This window comes from Synechococcus sp. A10-1-5-1, assembly GCF_023115425.1.
Taxonomy (GTDB): domain Bacteria; phylum Cyanobacteriota; class Cyanobacteriia; order PCC-6307; family Cyanobiaceae; genus Vulcanococcus.
Genome location: NZ_CP096032.1, coordinates 438,641 through 452,821 on the forward strand (window position 1 = coordinate 438,641; position 14,181 = coordinate 452,821).

Annotated in this window: 15 protein-coding genes; 7 read left to right on the top strand and 8 right to left on the bottom strand. The window is 63.2% G+C overall.

Annotation, left to right across the window (positions count from 1 at the left end):
* Nucleotides 1-9 precede the first annotated feature (9 nt).
* Complete coding sequence (locus tag MY494_RS02300) at nucleotides 10-846, top strand: TPM domain-containing protein (protein ID WP_247911120.1); 837 nt, start codon at nucleotides 10-12, stop codon at nucleotides 844-846.
* Between the two features lie 11 nt (nucleotides 847-857).
* Here MY494_RS02300 and MY494_RS02305 read toward each other — a convergent pair whose 3' ends face one another.
* The 3 genes from MY494_RS02305 to MY494_RS02315 form a co-directional block, all read right to left on the bottom strand.
* Nucleotides 858-1,613, bottom strand: a complete 756-nt coding sequence (locus tag MY494_RS02305; protein ID WP_371820703.1) for an endolysin — start codon at nucleotides 1,611-1,613, stop codon at nucleotides 858-860.
* Between the two features lie 409 nt (nucleotides 1,614-2,022).
* Nucleotides 2,023-3,090 carry a hypothetical protein gene (locus MY494_RS02310; protein ID WP_247911122.1) on the bottom strand — a complete coding sequence of 356 codons (1,068 nt, stop codon included), beginning with the start codon at nucleotides 3,088-3,090 and terminating at the stop codon, nucleotides 2,023-2,025.
* Nucleotides 3,091-3,092: 2 nt separating this feature from the next.
* Complete coding sequence (locus MY494_RS02315; protein ID WP_247911123.1) at nucleotides 3,093-3,944, bottom strand: TIGR04168 family protein; 852 nt, start codon at nucleotides 3,942-3,944, stop codon at nucleotides 3,093-3,095.
* A gap of 46 nt (nucleotides 3,945-3,990) precedes the next feature.
* On the opposite strand from MY494_RS02315, the gene nadA reads away from it, so the two are divergent.
* Nucleotides 3,991-4,959, top strand: coding sequence for a quinolinate synthase NadA (nadA, locus tag MY494_RS02320; protein ID WP_247911124.1), 969 nt, complete (start codon nucleotides 3,991-3,993; stop codon nucleotides 4,957-4,959).
* An 8-nt stretch (nucleotides 4,960-4,967) separates the two neighbouring features.
* Here nadA and MY494_RS02325 read toward each other — a convergent pair whose 3' ends face one another.
* The gene (locus tag MY494_RS02325) at nucleotides 4,968-6,050 is read right to left on the bottom strand and encodes a class I fructose-bisphosphate aldolase (RefSeq protein ID WP_247911125.1); all 1,083 of its coding nucleotides are present in this window, start codon (nucleotides 6,048-6,050) and stop codon (nucleotides 4,968-4,970) included.
* A gap of 97 nt (nucleotides 6,051-6,147) precedes the next feature.
* Between MY494_RS02325 and MY494_RS02330 the strand changes: the two genes are divergently transcribed.
* From MY494_RS02330 to MY494_RS02340, 3 genes are read left to right on the top strand one after another with little or no spacing between them, the layout of a single operon-like run.
* Nucleotides 6,148-7,173 (top strand): ligase-associated DNA damage response exonuclease, encoded by a 1,026-nt coding sequence (locus MY494_RS02330; RefSeq protein WP_247911126.1) that lies wholly within the window; start codon nucleotides 6,148-6,150, stop codon nucleotides 7,171-7,173.
* Entirely contained in the window at nucleotides 7,170-8,804 is a 1,635-nt protein-coding gene (locus MY494_RS02335; RefSeq protein WP_247911127.1) for an ATP-dependent DNA ligase, read from the top strand. The genes MY494_RS02330 and MY494_RS02335 overlap by 4 nt, the downstream gene beginning before the upstream one ends.
* Nucleotides 8,801-11,290, top strand: coding sequence for a ligase-associated DNA damage response DEXH box helicase (locus MY494_RS02340; RefSeq protein WP_247911128.1), 2,490 nt, complete (start codon nucleotides 8,801-8,803; stop codon nucleotides 11,288-11,290). The genes MY494_RS02335 and MY494_RS02340 overlap by 4 nt, the downstream gene beginning before the upstream one ends.
* 8 nt (nucleotides 11,291-11,298) lie before the next feature.
* Here the strand turns inward: MY494_RS02340 and MY494_RS02345 are convergent, their stop codons facing one another.
* From MY494_RS02345 to MY494_RS02355, 3 genes are all read right to left on the bottom strand, one after another.
* A complete protein-coding gene (locus MY494_RS02345) occupies nucleotides 11,299-11,496 on the bottom strand; it encodes a hypothetical protein (protein ID WP_247911129.1) in 198 nt (65 codons plus the stop codon).
* 363 nt (nucleotides 11,497-11,859) lie between these two features.
* Complete coding sequence (locus MY494_RS02350) at nucleotides 11,860-12,165, bottom strand: DUF1651 domain-containing protein (protein ID WP_247911130.1); 306 nt, start codon at nucleotides 12,163-12,165, stop codon at nucleotides 11,860-11,862.
* Nucleotides 12,166-12,263: 98 nt separating this feature from the next.
* Nucleotides 12,264-12,821, bottom strand: coding sequence for a hypothetical protein (locus MY494_RS02355; RefSeq protein ID WP_247911131.1), 558 nt, complete (start codon nucleotides 12,819-12,821; stop codon nucleotides 12,264-12,266).
* Between the two features lie 206 nt (nucleotides 12,822-13,027).
* Here MY494_RS02355 and MY494_RS02360 point away from each other — a divergent pair, with 206 nt between their 5' ends.
* Together MY494_RS02360 and MY494_RS02365 are read left to right on the top strand one after the other, a co-directional pair.
* Nucleotides 13,028-13,420 carry a phosphoribosyltransferase gene (locus tag MY494_RS02360; RefSeq protein WP_247911132.1) on the top strand — a complete coding sequence of 131 codons (393 nt, stop codon included), beginning with the start codon at nucleotides 13,028-13,030 and terminating at the stop codon, nucleotides 13,418-13,420.
* A complete protein-coding gene (locus MY494_RS02365) occupies nucleotides 13,413-13,895 on the top strand; it encodes a nucleoside 2-deoxyribosyltransferase (RefSeq protein WP_247911133.1) in 483 nt (160 codons plus the stop codon). Before MY494_RS02360 ends, MY494_RS02365 begins: the two co-directional genes overlap by 8 nt.
* Here MY494_RS02365 and MY494_RS02370 read toward each other — a convergent pair.
* Nucleotides 13,881-14,111: a hypothetical protein gene (locus MY494_RS02370; protein ID WP_247911134.1), complete on the bottom strand. Its 231-nt coding sequence runs from the start codon at nucleotides 14,109-14,111 to the stop codon at nucleotides 13,881-13,883. The two genes, MY494_RS02365 and MY494_RS02370, sit on opposite strands and share 15 nt — an antisense overlap.
* Between the last annotated feature and the right edge of the window lie 70 nt (nucleotides 14,112-14,181).

Here is a 14,181-nt window from a genome sequence, read left to right on the forward strand (position 1 = left end):
GCAGGTGCCATGACCGAGCCGCGTGCAGCCCACAGCGCCTCCGCCCTCCGCGGCTGGCTGGTGGGCCTAGCCCTCAGCCTGGCGCTGTTGCTGGGCTGGGGGGCTGCTCCGGCCTGGGCCTTTGACAATCCGGACCTGCTGCCCGATCACCCGACCCCGGTGATTGACCTGGCGAAGATCCTCACCGACAACCAGCGGGCTGCTCTGGAAGCTGAGATCAACGACTTTGAAGCCGTCAGTGGCTGGAAGCTGCGGGTCCTGACCCAGTACGACCGCACCCCAGGCCTCGCCGTGAAGGACTTCTGGGGCCTCGATGAGCGATCCCTGCTGCTCATCGCGGACGAGCGCGGCGGCAACCTGCTGAATTTCAACGTCGGCGACGCCCTCTTTGCCTTGATGCCCCGCACCTATTGGGTGGAGCTGCAGACCCGCTTTGGCAACCAGTACTACGTCCGTGACCACGGTCAGGATGCGGCTCTGCTCGACTCGCTCCATGCCGTTAAAGGGTGCCTGGAGATCGGCGGCTGCCAGGTGGTTCCTGGCCTGCCCCAAGAGCAATGGCTGCTCACCCTGGCCACCTCGATCCTTGGTGGTTTGATCGTCGGGTTTGCGGCCTACCCCCGTAAACCGGAACACACAGTGGAGTGGGCCTGGGTTCTGCTGCTCTCACCGCTCTGGGTGATCTTGTTTGGGGTCTTCGGTGTTGCGCCGATCATCACCCGCACCTCTGATCTCCTGCCCTTGCTCCGAAACGCCCTGGGCTTTGTCGGAGCGATTGCAGTTGCGTATCTGATCGCCCAGAACACGATCGGCAAGACCCGACTGAAGGAAGGCGATCAGGGCTAGAGAACCCTGATCTAGATGCCCAGGCTCTTGGGCTTGGGCCCGATCCGATCCAAAGCCTGCAGGCGACAGCGAAGGGACTCCACCGGCTCGCAAGCCGGGAGTTCCACGACAGGCACCGCGGGTTCAGCCACGGCCTTCAATTGGGCCAAGCTCCGTTCGTAGAAGGCTTTCAAGGCCGCATAACGCTTGACCGGCTGGCCGTAATAGCTGTAGCCAGCCAGGGTCGGGAAGGACGCCCACTCCGGAGCGAGCTTGGCGGCAAGTTCAGGGGTGAATTCACCCCGATCGGCCAAGGTGAGGGCACCGCGGCGCTGAATCAGAAAGATGGCGGCCTGGTCCTGAACGTGGGGTCCAAATCCGGCCAGACCCAGTTTCCGGCTGGCCATCGTCCAGGTGAAGGGCATGAATTGGTAGGCCCCGGCGGCGGCGCTGGCATAGCGACCGGAGTAGATCACCCGGTCGGGATGGCGATCTAGACCTCCCATCAGGCCACCACCGAACATCACGCGGTAGCCCAGGTCCTCCCCGCGGGCCCAAGTGCCTTCGGCAAAGCGAATGGTGTTCAACAGAGCCCGGCGCTCTGGGGTGATTGCGTAACGGAAGGGACCACCAGGGGCGATCTGACCATCGCTGGCGTCCAACTTGGCCAGGCGGGAGCGAGGCATCACAGGCGCCCGCGGAACCGGCGGGAGCGCAGGCAGCAGGCTGACCTTGCTGGCCTCGGGAGCCTGCAATTTGGACTGACCGACATTGGCCAACACCGGCATGGGGGCCAGAACAGCTGACAAGCCCAGGCCAAGTGACGCTGCAGCCGAAAGGGAGAGAGGAGAACGCGCAGAGCTCGAAGGAGCAGTCAACTTCGAGGAGATCTGTGCGGACAAACCATCAAAAGCAGAGAACAGCGCAAGTCAAGACTTTCCGATGGAAAGCGGCGTCGAGCGCACCAAATCAAAGAGCTGACTACAAAAACGCGAAATCAATTCGGCGTCAAAAAGACAACTAATCGATTGGATGCAATGACATTGCCTAATTAACCGTCAATCACGCAAGTAATTCATGCCAGTGCAATAACCGTCCACAAGCATCAAAAACTGCGAAGCGCGGTTCAATTCACTGTTGGATCTGAATGTGCGGTCACAAAAAGAACAGAAATCGAAAATCTGCGTCAATCCGCACCTATTCGCCCGCCAGGGCGCTTAAGAAACGAGCTGCCTGCTCAGCCCCATCAGGGCTCAATCCAGCTCCCGAAGCGGGCATCAGGGGGAGATCCAGCTGCCAGTCCCCCTGCTCGAGTTGTCCACGGCTCAACAGTCGATGGGGGGCATGGCGCTGAAGGGCCTCCTCCAAAACCTGGGCCTCAGCAAACCCATCGCGGTGGACCAGGTGCACCCCTAATCCCATGGCCATGGCTTCACAGAAGGTGCTGTAACCGGGCTTGGTGATCACCCGGCTGCAGAGGGGCATCAACTCCAGGGGTCTGAGGTCCTCTGGAATCACGGTCACATTGACGGCCTCGCAGTGCAGCCCTGGATCACTGACCAAGAAGTGGTGCTCGGGCCAGCGCTCAAAAAGCTTGAAATCCAGCTGTAGACCCAAGCCACCGAAGCCCATCAGAACAGTCCGCTCCAGCGCCGAGGTCAGGCCCAATCGGTCACGCAATCGGCCTGGATCCAGGCGCGGCCGACCAGCGGTCAAACCGATGTCCTCGCTGGGAAGTCCCCAGTCCATCTCCATCGCGAATGGACAACGAATCACGGCCGTGCCTTGGCGGTAGTGCTCGAGGGATCGGTCGGCCCAGGCCGTAAAAGCCCCACCCATCGGCCGGTAGATGGCGTCCCAACCGAAGTTGCCCATCCACACCAGCGGTGCCTCCAAGGCCGACGACAAGCGGGCGGCCGCCGGAGGGACATCGGCAAGCACCAGAACCGAGTCCCGTTGCTTCTGCAGCCAGGCCAGCTCCTGCTCGATCTGCTCAGGCATCTGCTGCTCAACGGCCTCCAAGGCGGCCAAGGTCGCGTAGGGATCAGCCCCCAGAGCATCGGCCTGCATCACCCCCACATCCCAGCGCAGCGGACGCTGCTCAAAAGGGATCTCGGCAAACGCCAGCGCCAAGAACTTCGCGGGCAAGGGCGTGGAGAGCACGATGCGCCAGCTCGGCTCCTGGCGGTGCACGGCGCTCAAGACAGAGGCCACCCGCGAACCATGGCCGAATCCATGGCCACTGATGCAGACGTACAGCAGCATGGTCAGGCCGTCTCAGCGCGAAAGAGGGTCTGGCGATAGGGGAGCGCACCCCCGCTGCTGAACCAGCGATGGGAGACCTCCTTGAGGACACCGTCCTGGAACTCCACCCAGCTGAAATGCCGGAGGGGACGGCCCTGGGCGTCCTCCCCGTGGCGAGGAACAAAGGCCGTATTGAGATAGGTCGTTCCGGCACGGTCCCTGCAGAAGCTCTGCCGCTCCCCCTGCCCGCGTTTGAGTCGGTGATGCATGTGGCCGAACACCACAAGTGGGACGGGACGACTCCGGCGAATGCGGTCGATCGCTAAGGCCAAATCCTGATCGCCCCAATCGCAGGCGGGATGCTTCCAATCACGGCCGCAGGGATCGGCCGCCTCGCTCCCCAAGCCACTCGGTCCGGAATGGCCTAGGAGCACCAGAGGCAAGCTTGGATCTGCGCGCAGGGCCGCCGTACTGATCCGCTCGGCTGACTCCTCCAAACTCACCGGACCAAAGACGGCCTCAGCCGCACGGTTGAGGTAGTGACCGCCGCCAGCGCTGGCAGGGCGGGCACCCACAACGGCCAACCCCGGTGGGCGCAATTCCCGGAGGCTCCAGCCGCAATGGAGATCACCCAAAAGATTCAGCTGGCGCTGCAGGGTGCGACCGCTGGCATCACGACCGGTGTCGTGGTTACCAAGGATGCAGGCCAAAGGAAGGGGCAGCCGCGTCAGCCGCTTTGGGATGAGCTGCTGACCGTCACTCAGGTCGCCAACCACCAGGAGGGCGTCTGGTGCCAGCTGGGACAAGACCTCCTCGTCCAGGCCATCCCACTGACCATGCAGATCTCCAGCGATGGCGATGCGGAGGGTGGCCAAGCGGTGCCTAGGCTTGCGCCATCCTGCACCACTTGGGTCCGGAGCCTTGGTTTTCGCGGCAGCCCAGCACAGCTCATCCGGTTGCCCACCCCACCGGGACCTGCCGGAGGCCATTGCCGCATTGAAACGGCAGCGGAATGCCGTGATCTTGGCCCACTACTACCAAGAGCCTGAGATTCAAGACATCGCTGATTTCATCGGCGATTCGCTGGAGCTCTCCCGCAAGGCGGCGGCCACTGACGCCGACGTGATCGTCTTTTGCGGGGTGCACTTCATGGCCGAAGTGGCCAAGATTCTCAGTCCAGACAAGACCGTATTGCTGCCGGACATGGATGCGGGTTGCACCCTGGCTGATGCCTGTCCCGCCGATGGGTTCGCCCAGTTTCGAGCCGATCACCCCGACCACCTGGTGGTCAGCTACATCAACTGCTCAGCGGCGGTGAAAGCCCAGAGCGACCTGATCTGCACCAGCAGCAACGCCGTTGATCTGGTCAAGCAGTTGCCAGCCAATCGACCGATCTTGTTTGCACCGGATCAAAACCTGGGGCGCTGGGTGCAAAGCCAAAGCGGGCGGGAACTCACCCTCTGGCCCGGCAGTTGCATCGTCCATGAGACCTTCAGTGAGCAGGCCCTGCTGCAGCTGAAACTCGATCACCCCAGTGCCGAAGTGCTGGCCCATCCGGAGTGCCAGCAGCACCTGCTCGATCACGCCGATTTCATTGGCTCAACCAGCGCCCTGCTGCGGCGTTCCGAAGCCAGTGAGGCACAGACGTTCATCGTCCTGACCGAGCCAGGGATCCTGCACCAGATGCGTAAGGCTGTCCCAGAGAAGCAGTTCTTCGAGGTACCGGGTGCCGATGGCTGCAGCTGCAACGCCTGCCCCTACATGCGCCTGAACACCCTCGAGAAGCTCTGGCAGTGCCTGACGGAGATGGCCCCCGCCATCGAAATGGACGAGACCATGCGCCTGCGGGCCCTTGCTCCGATCCAAAAGATGCTGGAGATGAGCCGCTAAGTCAGGGCTCAGTAGCTGTAGTTCGCGACAAACAGACTGCTGTCATCCGACGGTTCAGAACCGGGGATGTAGGCGCCCAAGCTGGCGGCCCCATTCGCCCGGGCCCGGGCCAGAAGCGCCGCTTGCCCCGCCTTGAGGTCCCGGCCAGCCCAATGCTTGAGACACGAATGTTGCAGGGCCCGGCCGTAGGAGAAGCCGAGATGCCAGGGAGCAGCTGACGGCCCGGCCACTTGATTGATTGCGTTCAAACAGAGGCTCGCGTCTTCTTCACTGAGTCCCCCACTCAGGAAGAGGATCGCGGGGACCGCCGAGGGGACCGTGCGCATCAAGGTGCGCACAGTGAATTCCCCCACCTCCTCAGCACTGGGCTGCTGCGGGCAGGCCGCCCCGGCGCAGGTCATCGAAGGCTTCAAGAGGCTGCCCTCAAGAAACACCCCATTGACAGCCAGAGCCTCATAGGTGGTGCGGAGCACCCATTCCTGAACAGCGGCGGTGGTGGTGACGTCGTGGTCGCCATCCATCAGGATTTCCGGCTCGACGATCGGCACCAACCCCTGCTCTTGAACGGTCCGGGCATAACGGGCCAGTCCCCAGGCGTTCTCACGGACCGAGAGCTCAGACGGCGAGCCGTTGGAGCTGATCTGCAGCACCGCGCGCCACTTGGCAAAGCGTGCCCCCCGTTCGTAGTAACGAGCAGCCCGCTCTGCAAGACCCTTCAAACCCGTGCAGCAGGTCTCACCGCTCAAGCCGCCGGCCAAGGGCTCCACCCCCTGATCCACCTTGATCCCGGGGACAATCCCCTGGGCCTTGAATAAGTCGACGAGCGGCGCCCCTCCGGCCTCGGTGGTGCTGTTTTGAAAGAGGGTTTCCTCAAACAGGATCACACCGGAGATGTGGTCGCTAAGGCCCTCGCTGGTGGCCAGAAGAGTGCGGTAGGCACGCCGATTCTCTTCGTTGTTCTCCAGGCCAATCGCATCGAAGCGCTTGCCGATGGTGCCGGTGGATTCGTCCGCAGCCAACAGGCCTGTCCCGGGGGCGGCCAAGGCCGCAGCAGTACTCGCCAACTCATCGCGGAACGCTTGCAATGCCATCGAATCCGCAGAGGGGGACTACCCCTTAGCTAGCGCGAAAACGCACTCCTGGAAGGTGAGTGGTCATGATTCAGGCCGATCACGCCGCCCAGCGCCCATGCCCCTCGCCCCAGGCGGCCTGCTGCAGCTCACCCCAGAGGGGCTTTACTGCGCGGCGGCTGGTGCCTGGATTGATCCCTGGCGGCCAGTCCCCAGGGCCCTGATTACCCATGCCCATTCGGACCATGCCCGTCCCGGATGTGGGGAGTACTGGGCCGTGGCCTCCAGTGAGGGAATCCTGCGGGAGCGGCTCGGAGCAGAGATCAACCTGCTGCCGGTGGGCTACGGCGACCTGAACCGCATTGGCGAGGCCAGGGTCTCCTTTCACTCCGCCGGTCACGTGCTGGGATCGGCCCAGATCCGCCTGGAGGCCGCCGGGGAGAGTTGGCTGGTCAGCGGTGACTACAAGCGCTGCCATGACCCCAGCTGCGCACCGTTTGAAACGGTGCAGGCCGACGTCTTCATCAGCGAAGCGACCTTCGGCTTGCCGATCTACCGCTGGGAGAGTGGGGCGGAGGTGGCCCGTCAAATCCTGGCCTGGTGGCGAGCTGCGCCAGACAAGCCATCGGTGCTTTTCTCCTATGCCTTTGGCAAGGCGCAGCGGGTCCTGGCGGAGCTGCATCAACTCGGAATCGAGGACACAGTGCTGCTGCACGGCGCCGTCGATCGACTGATGGGGCCCTATCGCGAAGCGGGGATCGCCATGCCCCCCACGATGCCTCTCTCCGCGTTACCCAAGGATGAGTCGCTGGCGGGTCGCCTGGTGATTGCGCCTCCCGCGGCCCATCGCAGCCGAGGGATGAGCCGACTGGCGAAGGCACAAAACGGCTTTGTGAGCGGCTGGATGGCGGTGCGGGGAGCCCGCCGCCGGCGCGGTTACGGCCGCGGTTTCGTCATGAGCGATCACGCCGATTGGACGGGGTTGCTTCGAACCGTGCGGGAGAGCCAAGCCCAGCAGGTGTACGTGACCCATGGCCAAAGCGCCGTGCTCTCCAGATATCTGAAGGAGGAGGAGGGCATCAACGCTGAACCCCTCGAGGGGGCCTTTGAAGCCGAACGGTTCGATGAGGAGGAGGCGCCATGAAGGCCTTCTCCCAGCTCTTTGCCGAACTCGATGGCACCAGCAGCACCACGGCCAAGTTGGAGGCGCTCGAGGCCTACTTCCGCAGCGCGCCCCCTGCCGATGCCGCCTGGGCCCTGGCCCTACTGCTGGGAAAACGCCGCAAACGCCTGATCAGTGGTCGGCGCTTGCGGGAGATCTGTCTCAACGCCCTCTCGCTTCCCGACTGGTTGTTTGAAGCCTGCAGCAACCAGGTGGGGGATTCCGCTGAGACGGTCTCGCTTCTGTGGAGTCAGCAGCAGTCAGACCCGGTGGAGCGAAGCCCAGAGCGAAGCCTGAGTGACTGGATGGTGCAGGTCTTGCCAGAACTCGCAGCAGCCGAGGGGGAGCAGCAGGAGGCCGCGGTGATTCGCTGCTGGCAGAGCCTGCCTAACGCAGAGCTCTTGCTGATCAACAAGTTGCTGAGCGGCGGCTTTCGCGTCGGGGTGTCCACGGGACTGGTGACCCGGGGCGTGGCACGGAGCGCCGATCTCGATGAAGCCTTAATTGCCCATCGCTTGATGGGTGGCTTTGCTCCATCCGCAGAGACCTTTGCAGCTCTGACGGCATCGGCCACTGATGGCGATGCGCTGGCGGCCCGTCCTTTTCCGTTTTTTCTCGCCAGCCCGATCGAGCTCGAACAGATCCAGCAGACACCAGCTGATCACTGGCAAGTGGAGTGGAAATGGGATGGGATCCGCGGTCAGCTGATTCACCGCAGTGGTGGCTGCAGCCTCTGGAGCCGCGGAGAAGACCTCATCAATGAGGCCTTCCCAGAGCTGATCAGCCTCGCTGAGTCGCTGCCGCAGGGGACGGTGCTCGATGGGGAAGTCCTGATCTGGCAGGCAAACGCCGAAACCCCTGAGACGTTTGCCACCCTGCAGCGGCGGCTCGGGCGCAAGGCCCCCAGCCGAGCGCTGCAAAAGCAGTGTCCAGCAGCCTTCATGGCCTATGACCTCTTGGAGGTGGAGGGAAGCGATCGACGCCAGATTCCACTGCAGGAGCGCCGTCGCCAGTTGGAAGCACTCGTCAAGGACTGGAGCGAAGCCGACAGCGAGGGGGCCTCACGTCTACGCCTCTCCGAGACACCAGTCCTGACGGCTTGGAGTGAACTCGAGAGTCTGCGGGAGCAAGCGCGGGAGAAGGGAGCCGAAGGCTTGATGCTCAAGGCCAAGCCGTCCCCCTATTTGGTTGGCCGCAAACGGGGCCATTGGTGGAAACACAAGCTCGAGCCCTTTCACCTCGATGCGGTCCTGCTCTACGCCCAGTCCGGTAGCGGTCGCCGGGCCAACCTCTACACCGACTACAGCTTTGGGCTCTGGAACGACGACGGCGAGTTGGTGACCTTCGCCAAGGCCTACTCCGGACTCGACGATGGGGAAATTCGCCAGTTGGACCGCTGGATCAGGGCCCACACCACTGACCGGTTTGGTCCAGTGCGCGCCGTGGAGCCGACGCTGGTGTTCGAAGTGGCCTTTGAAGGCCTCCAGCCTTCCAAACGACACAAGTGCGGCCTGGCGGTTCGCTTCCCGCGGATCAGCCGCTGGCGGCAGGACAAACCCGCCGCAGAAGCCGACAGCGTCGCCACGGCCCTGGCCCTGATGGAGGGGCGATGAGCGCAACGCTGCAGCCGATTCAGGACTGGTTTCGCGGCCAAGGCTGGACGCCGATGGCCTTTCAAGAGGAGGTCTGGCGGGCCTACCTGGAGGGGCAAAGCGGACTGCTGCAGGTGCCCACTGGCTCAGGCAAGACCTACGCAGCCGTGATGGGTCCCATTGCCGAGATGCTCGAGCGAGGAGGGAAGGGGCTGCGGTTGCTCGTGATCACGCCCCTGCGCGCGCTGTCACGGGACTTGGCCCTGGCGATCGAGCAACCGATCGAGGCGATGGGCTGGCCGCTGCGGGTGGGGATTCGCAATGGCGACACCAGCACCTACGAACGCAGTAAGCAGCTGCGCACCCCCCCTGAAATCCTGATTACGACGCCGGAATCCCTAAGCGTCCTGCTGGCCAACCCGAAGGCACCACTTCTCTTTGAGGGGCTGCAGGCGGTGGTGGTTGACGAGTGGCACGAGCTCATGGGCAGCAAACGGGGGAGCCAGTGCGAGCTCTGCCTGAGCTGGCTCAGGCGCCACCGGCCCAGCCTGCGCACCTGGGCGATCAGCGCAACGATCGGCAACCTGGAGGAGGCGGCACGGGCGGCCCTTGGCGCAGAAGCGGCCAAGCCCCTGATCGTGACGGCACCGCTCCAACGGGAGACGGCCATCCGCAGCCTGTTGCCTGAGCAGATCGATGGGTTCCCTTGGGGAGGGCACCTCGGACTGCGGATGTACGAGGAATTGATTGCCGGGCTGGATCCGGCCATCAGCACCCTGCTGTTCACCAACACCCGCAACCAGGCGGAGCGCTGGCATCAATGTCTGCGCTTTGCCTGCCCGGAGATGGAGGACGCCCTGGCACTCCACCACAGCGCCATCGATCGAACGGAGCGCGAGGCGATCGAGGCGGCGGTCAAGGCCGGTGATCTGCGTTGGGTGGTCTGCACCAGCTCCCTGGACCTCGGCGTGGACTTCCAGCCGGTGGAACGGGTCGTGCAAATCGGCAGTGCCAAGAATCTTGCCCGCTTACTGCAGCGAGCTGGCCGCAGCGCCCACTGCCCAGGGGGCACCTCTCAGGTGCTGTTCATGCCCACCAATGCCCTGGAGTTACTCGAGGTCTCGGCCATGCGGCGGGGACTGGCCGATGGCTTGGTGGAGCACCGCAAACCACCGGAGCTCCCCCTCGATGTCCTGCTTCAGCACCTGGTCACCCTGGCCTGCGGCCCGGGGTTTGCACCGTCCCAGGAGCTGGAGACGGTCCGCACGAGCTGGAGCTTTCGCCGCCTCAGCGAGAGCCAGTGGCAGTGGTGCCTGGACTTTCTTGAGCACGGGGGCCAATGCCTTGGGGCCTACCCCCGCTATCGCAAGTTGGTGCGCTGTCAGCCCGGCAGTGACGAGCCAGCCGAAGACGCTCAGCCCTATCGCTACCGGGTGCTGGACAAGACCATTGCCCGCCACCACCGCTTCAACATCGGCACGATCACCGCGGATCGTTCCGTCACGGTGCGCTTTGTGCGCGGGGCCGTTATCGGCCATGTGGAGGAGGCCTTCATCGGACGGCTGAAGCCAGGGGATGTCTTTTTCTTTGCCGGCCGTCAGTTGGAGTTCGTGCGGCTGCGGGAGATGACAGCCCAGGTCAAAGCCACCAGCCGCAAGAGCTCGACTGTTCCGGCCTGGGCCGGGGGACAGATGGCTCTCTCCGATCTGCTCAGCCAACACCTACGCGACGAGGTCGATCGCTGCGCCCAAGGCCTCAGCGATGAGGGGGAGCTGGACACACCGGAATTGCGGGCACTCCAACCGTTGCTACAGCGCCAAGCCGACCTCTCCCGTATCCCCAGGCGTGAGCAGATCCTGCTGGAGGTCTGCTCCAGCCGCGAAGGAAATCACCTGTTCGTCTTTCCCTTTGAAGGGCGGTTTGTCCATGAAGGCATCGGGTTCCTCTGGGCCTGGCGCTTGGCGCGCTACCGGCCCAGCACGATCACGGTCTCGATCAACGACTACGGCTTTGAACTCCTGGCCCCCAAGCGCTACCCCTTTGATGAATTGATTGAGCTCCATGGCGATGAGCTCTTCGACGTGGAGAACCTCGATGACGACCTCGAGCAGGCCCTGAACTTTTCAGAACTCTGCCGCCGTCGCTTTCGCTCGATCGCCCAGGTCAGCGGCTTGGTCACCCAGGCCATGCCCGGGCAGAACAAAACCGGCGGCCAACTGCAGATCAGTGCTGCCCTGCTCTTTGACGTGTTCCAAAAGCACGAACCCAGTCACCTACTGCTCGAGCAGGCACGACAGGAAGTGCTCGAGGAACAACTGGAAACCCAACGTCTGCGCGCGGCCCTGGGGCGCATGGCCTCCAGTGAATGGCTGATGGAGCGCACCCAACGTCCCGGTCCTCTGGCCTTCCCGTTACTCGTAGAGAGGCTCAACAACCGACTGAGCAATGAGTCCGTTCTCGATCGCGTGCAGCGATTGATTGCCGAAGCCACCAAAGCCGAACGCTGAAGGCGAGCTCAGTAGCCGTAGCGCAGACGCCGCACTTCCACTTCCAGGCGGTACATCTCACGCCGCGCCTTGCACGCCAGGCTGGGGCCTTGTTCCAGGGCCTCCTGGTAGCGGTAGATCGCCTGGATGTAGGTCTGCTCCAAATCGCGGAGCTGGCCATCGCCAATCACCCGTTTGCGCACCATCCCCTTCCAACCAAACAGCAACGCCGAGTCCCTTCGGACCCACCCTCCGGCTCTAGCAAGAGTTGAAAAAACCGGCTGCAGAGGGCTCACGCGGAATTGAGCATCAGAACTCATTGCCCAAGACCGGGGCCGGAGCAATAACAAGGCTGGTACGCGAGGTCGCGCATGTCGGTGTCACGCAATCGATCAGCCGCCCGCCACAGACTCGAGCAGCAGGTCAAAGCAGAGGCCCTGTCTTTTGTCGATGGCTTTCAACCACTGAGCCCCAGACCGTGCGACGCGGCCATGGCCCGCCCTCAAACTGTCCAGCACGGGGTGCGGCGCTGGTGGTCACAGCTGGTGCGTTGGTGGAAGGGGCTGAAAGAGCGGTTCGTGCCGGCCTGATCACCATTGAGGAGGGACCTCACTCCAGCCCTGTCGCAAGAGGTTCTGCCAGAGGCGAACAGCGTTGTAGCGGAGCATTCGGCTGTTGTGGAACGCCTGGATCTGGCCGTCACTGGCCAGGTCGGCGTTGACCACTTCGCACCACTGGGCGTGGGCCGTGGGATCAATCGTGGTGATGCGAACGACCTTGCTGCCGCAGGCCGAGCGCAACCAACCTGAACCGGGCCGGCCCTGACGCTTTTGATCGCGTTTCTCCTGAGCTGCCACCACCACGACACACTCCTCTGGCCATTCAAGCGAGATCAATCCTCTAGGTGGTTACACCGATGGTGCAGGCCAAGGCGGGACGCTTGGATGCGCTCACGCAGAGACAAGACCCAAGCCCCCTGCTCTGGGGGCTTTTTTTATAGGGACGTCTGGGCTCTGGGAGCCGGGAAAGCGCCATAGCGCCGACACAACTTCGCCACCAGCACCTCCCTGGGGTCCTGGGAGTCCAGCTCCCCTTGGTTGATCTTGAACCGTGCGAGGTTCTCCGCGACTCCAGGAAGCGAATCGCGAACGCAGTAGGCCGTGACCGAAGGGAGCTGTTGGCGTTCACCCTTCGGCCCCTCGACGATGGGAGCGAAACGGGCAACGCGATAGAGAACGCCGTGCTCCCGCTCACTGTCCAGTAAGGCCTCGGCAGCAGCCAGTCGGGCCTGGTCCCCCTCGAGATCCTTCTGCCAGAAATCAACCGGGATGCCGTCGCGTTCGTTGAAGTCGACGTTCTTCTTGGCCCAGGCGATCTCGGCCTTGAGCGACTCCAGGTTGACCCGCTGCGCGATGCGGCGGTCCTCCAGCTGCACCGCCCCCTCCTCCACCAGGAGGCGTTGACCGGAGCTGGTCCTCACGGACACATCCTGACTGTCCTCACTGCTCTGGCAGCCCGCCAACAGCAGCGCCAACACCAGCAGCAGGCGCATGGGGCCCCATCCATCGCCTTTCTCTTGTAGCCGCTCTCATGAAGATTGAGCGGGAATCAGAACGGACGGTCGCAAACCCTCCATGCTGAGGTGATGAGCCCCATGCACTGTCCCCTCTGCATCGGCCTGGCCGTTCTCTCGATTGGCCGCGCCGCAGCCCATCTCAGTGGGCTATGGCTCATGCTCAGGGAATCGGATGCAGGCGCATGCGCACCCTCAACTGGGCTGACTTTGACCGTGCTCTAGAGAGAGCCCTGACGCGGTTTAAGTCGTCCAGGTTTTCTGGGGTCTATGGGGTCCCCCGCGGTGGACTGGTTCTCGCGGTCTGCCTGAGCCATCGCCTTGGTATTCCGCTGCTCGAACAGCCTCAGGCGGGTTGTCTTGTGGTCGACGACATCTATGAGACCGGGCAGACCGTTGAGCCGTTTCGCGAGCGCTCGGACATCACCACAGTCGTCTGGATCAGCAAGGTCCCTCCGCTGTGGTGGCAAGCCCTCGAGATCCAGCCAGGCCATGAATGGGTGCTCTTCCCCTGGGAGAACGCCGCGGCGGCCAATGCGGATGAACTGCAATACCGCGCCTCCCGCACCAATGGCTAAACCAACGCTCTATTTGGCCTCCCCCTACGGCTTCTCCAGCCACTGGAGGTCCAGACTGCTGCCCGATTTTGTCGAGGCCCTGGAGCACCTTGGACTCGAGGTCTGGGAGCCGTTCTCCCGCAACGGGCAAGTGGACCTGGCCCAACCTGGCTGGGCCTGGCGGGTTGCCCAGGCCGATCTCCAGGACGTACGCGACGCCGACGCCCTCCTCGCCATCGTCAATGGAACGCCTCCAGACGAGGGGGTGATGCTTGAACTGGGCGCAGCGATTGCCCTCGGAAAACCCGTCTTCCTTTATCGCGATGACTTCCGCCGCTGCAGCGATTCAGAGGACTATCCCCTGAATCTGATGGTCTTTAGCGGCTTGCCCCAACAGGGCTGGCAAAACTGGCTCTACGGATCGATCGAAGAACTCCAGGCCCCCGGAAAAGCCTTGGTGCAATGGCTCAATGTCTGGAGGTCAAGCGAGATCTAGGGACTCGCCTGAGGCTTTGGCGCGTTGGGCGGCACGCATCGCGACTTCCACAGGAACGGTTCCGTCTGAGGTGCCCTTGGCTTCGCGACTGCTGAGTTGCAGGACCATTTGACGACGCTGCTCGGGGCTGAGCTTTAAGAGGTCGGCGAGGACTTCAGGGTCAATCCGTCCCAGTCGCTCCCGATCCAGCCCATCCATCGGCACCGTCCAATACAAGAGAGGTCCTCATAAACGGAAAAGCAAAGGGAAGAACTGCTTTTTCGGCACGCGTCAGCTCACCCAAACA

What these genes read in the sequence shown, in the direction of transcription:
- MY494_RS02300 (WP_247911120.1), top strand. Translation starts at nt 10, where the DNA reads ATGACCGAGCCGCGTGCAGCCCACAGCGCCTCCGCCCTCCGCGGCTGG.
- MY494_RS02305 (WP_371820703.1), bottom strand. Translation starts at nt 1,613, where the DNA reads ATGCCGGTGTTGGCCAATGTCGGTCAGTCCAAATTGCAGGCTCCCGAG.
- MY494_RS02310 (WP_247911122.1), bottom strand. Translation starts at nt 3,090, where the DNA reads ATGCTGCTGTACGTCTGCATCAGTGGCCATGGATTCGGCCATGGTTCG.
- MY494_RS02325 (WP_247911125.1), bottom strand. Translation starts at nt 6,050, where the DNA reads ATGGCATTGCAAGCGTTCCGCGATGAGTTGGCGAGTACTGCTGCGGCC.
- MY494_RS02330 (WP_247911126.1), top strand. Translation starts at nt 6,148, where the DNA reads ATGCCCCTCGCCCCAGGCGGCCTGCTGCAGCTCACCCCAGAGGGGCTT.
- MY494_RS02335 (WP_247911127.1), top strand. Translation starts at nt 7,170, where the DNA reads ATGAAGGCCTTCTCCCAGCTCTTTGCCGAACTCGATGGCACCAGCAGC.
- MY494_RS02340 (WP_247911128.1), top strand. Translation starts at nt 8,801, where the DNA reads ATGAGCGCAACGCTGCAGCCGATTCAGGACTGGTTTCGCGGCCAAGGC.
- MY494_RS02355 (WP_247911131.1), bottom strand. Translation starts at nt 12,821, where the DNA reads ATGCGCCTGCTGCTGGTGTTGGCGCTGCTGTTGGCGGGCTGCCAGAGC.
- MY494_RS02360 (WP_247911132.1), top strand. Translation starts at nt 13,028, where the DNA reads ATGCGCACCCTCAACTGGGCTGACTTTGACCGTGCTCTAGAGAGAGCC.
- MY494_RS02365 (WP_247911133.1), top strand. Translation starts at nt 13,413, where the DNA reads ATGGCTAAACCAACGCTCTATTTGGCCTCCCCCTACGGCTTCTCCAGC.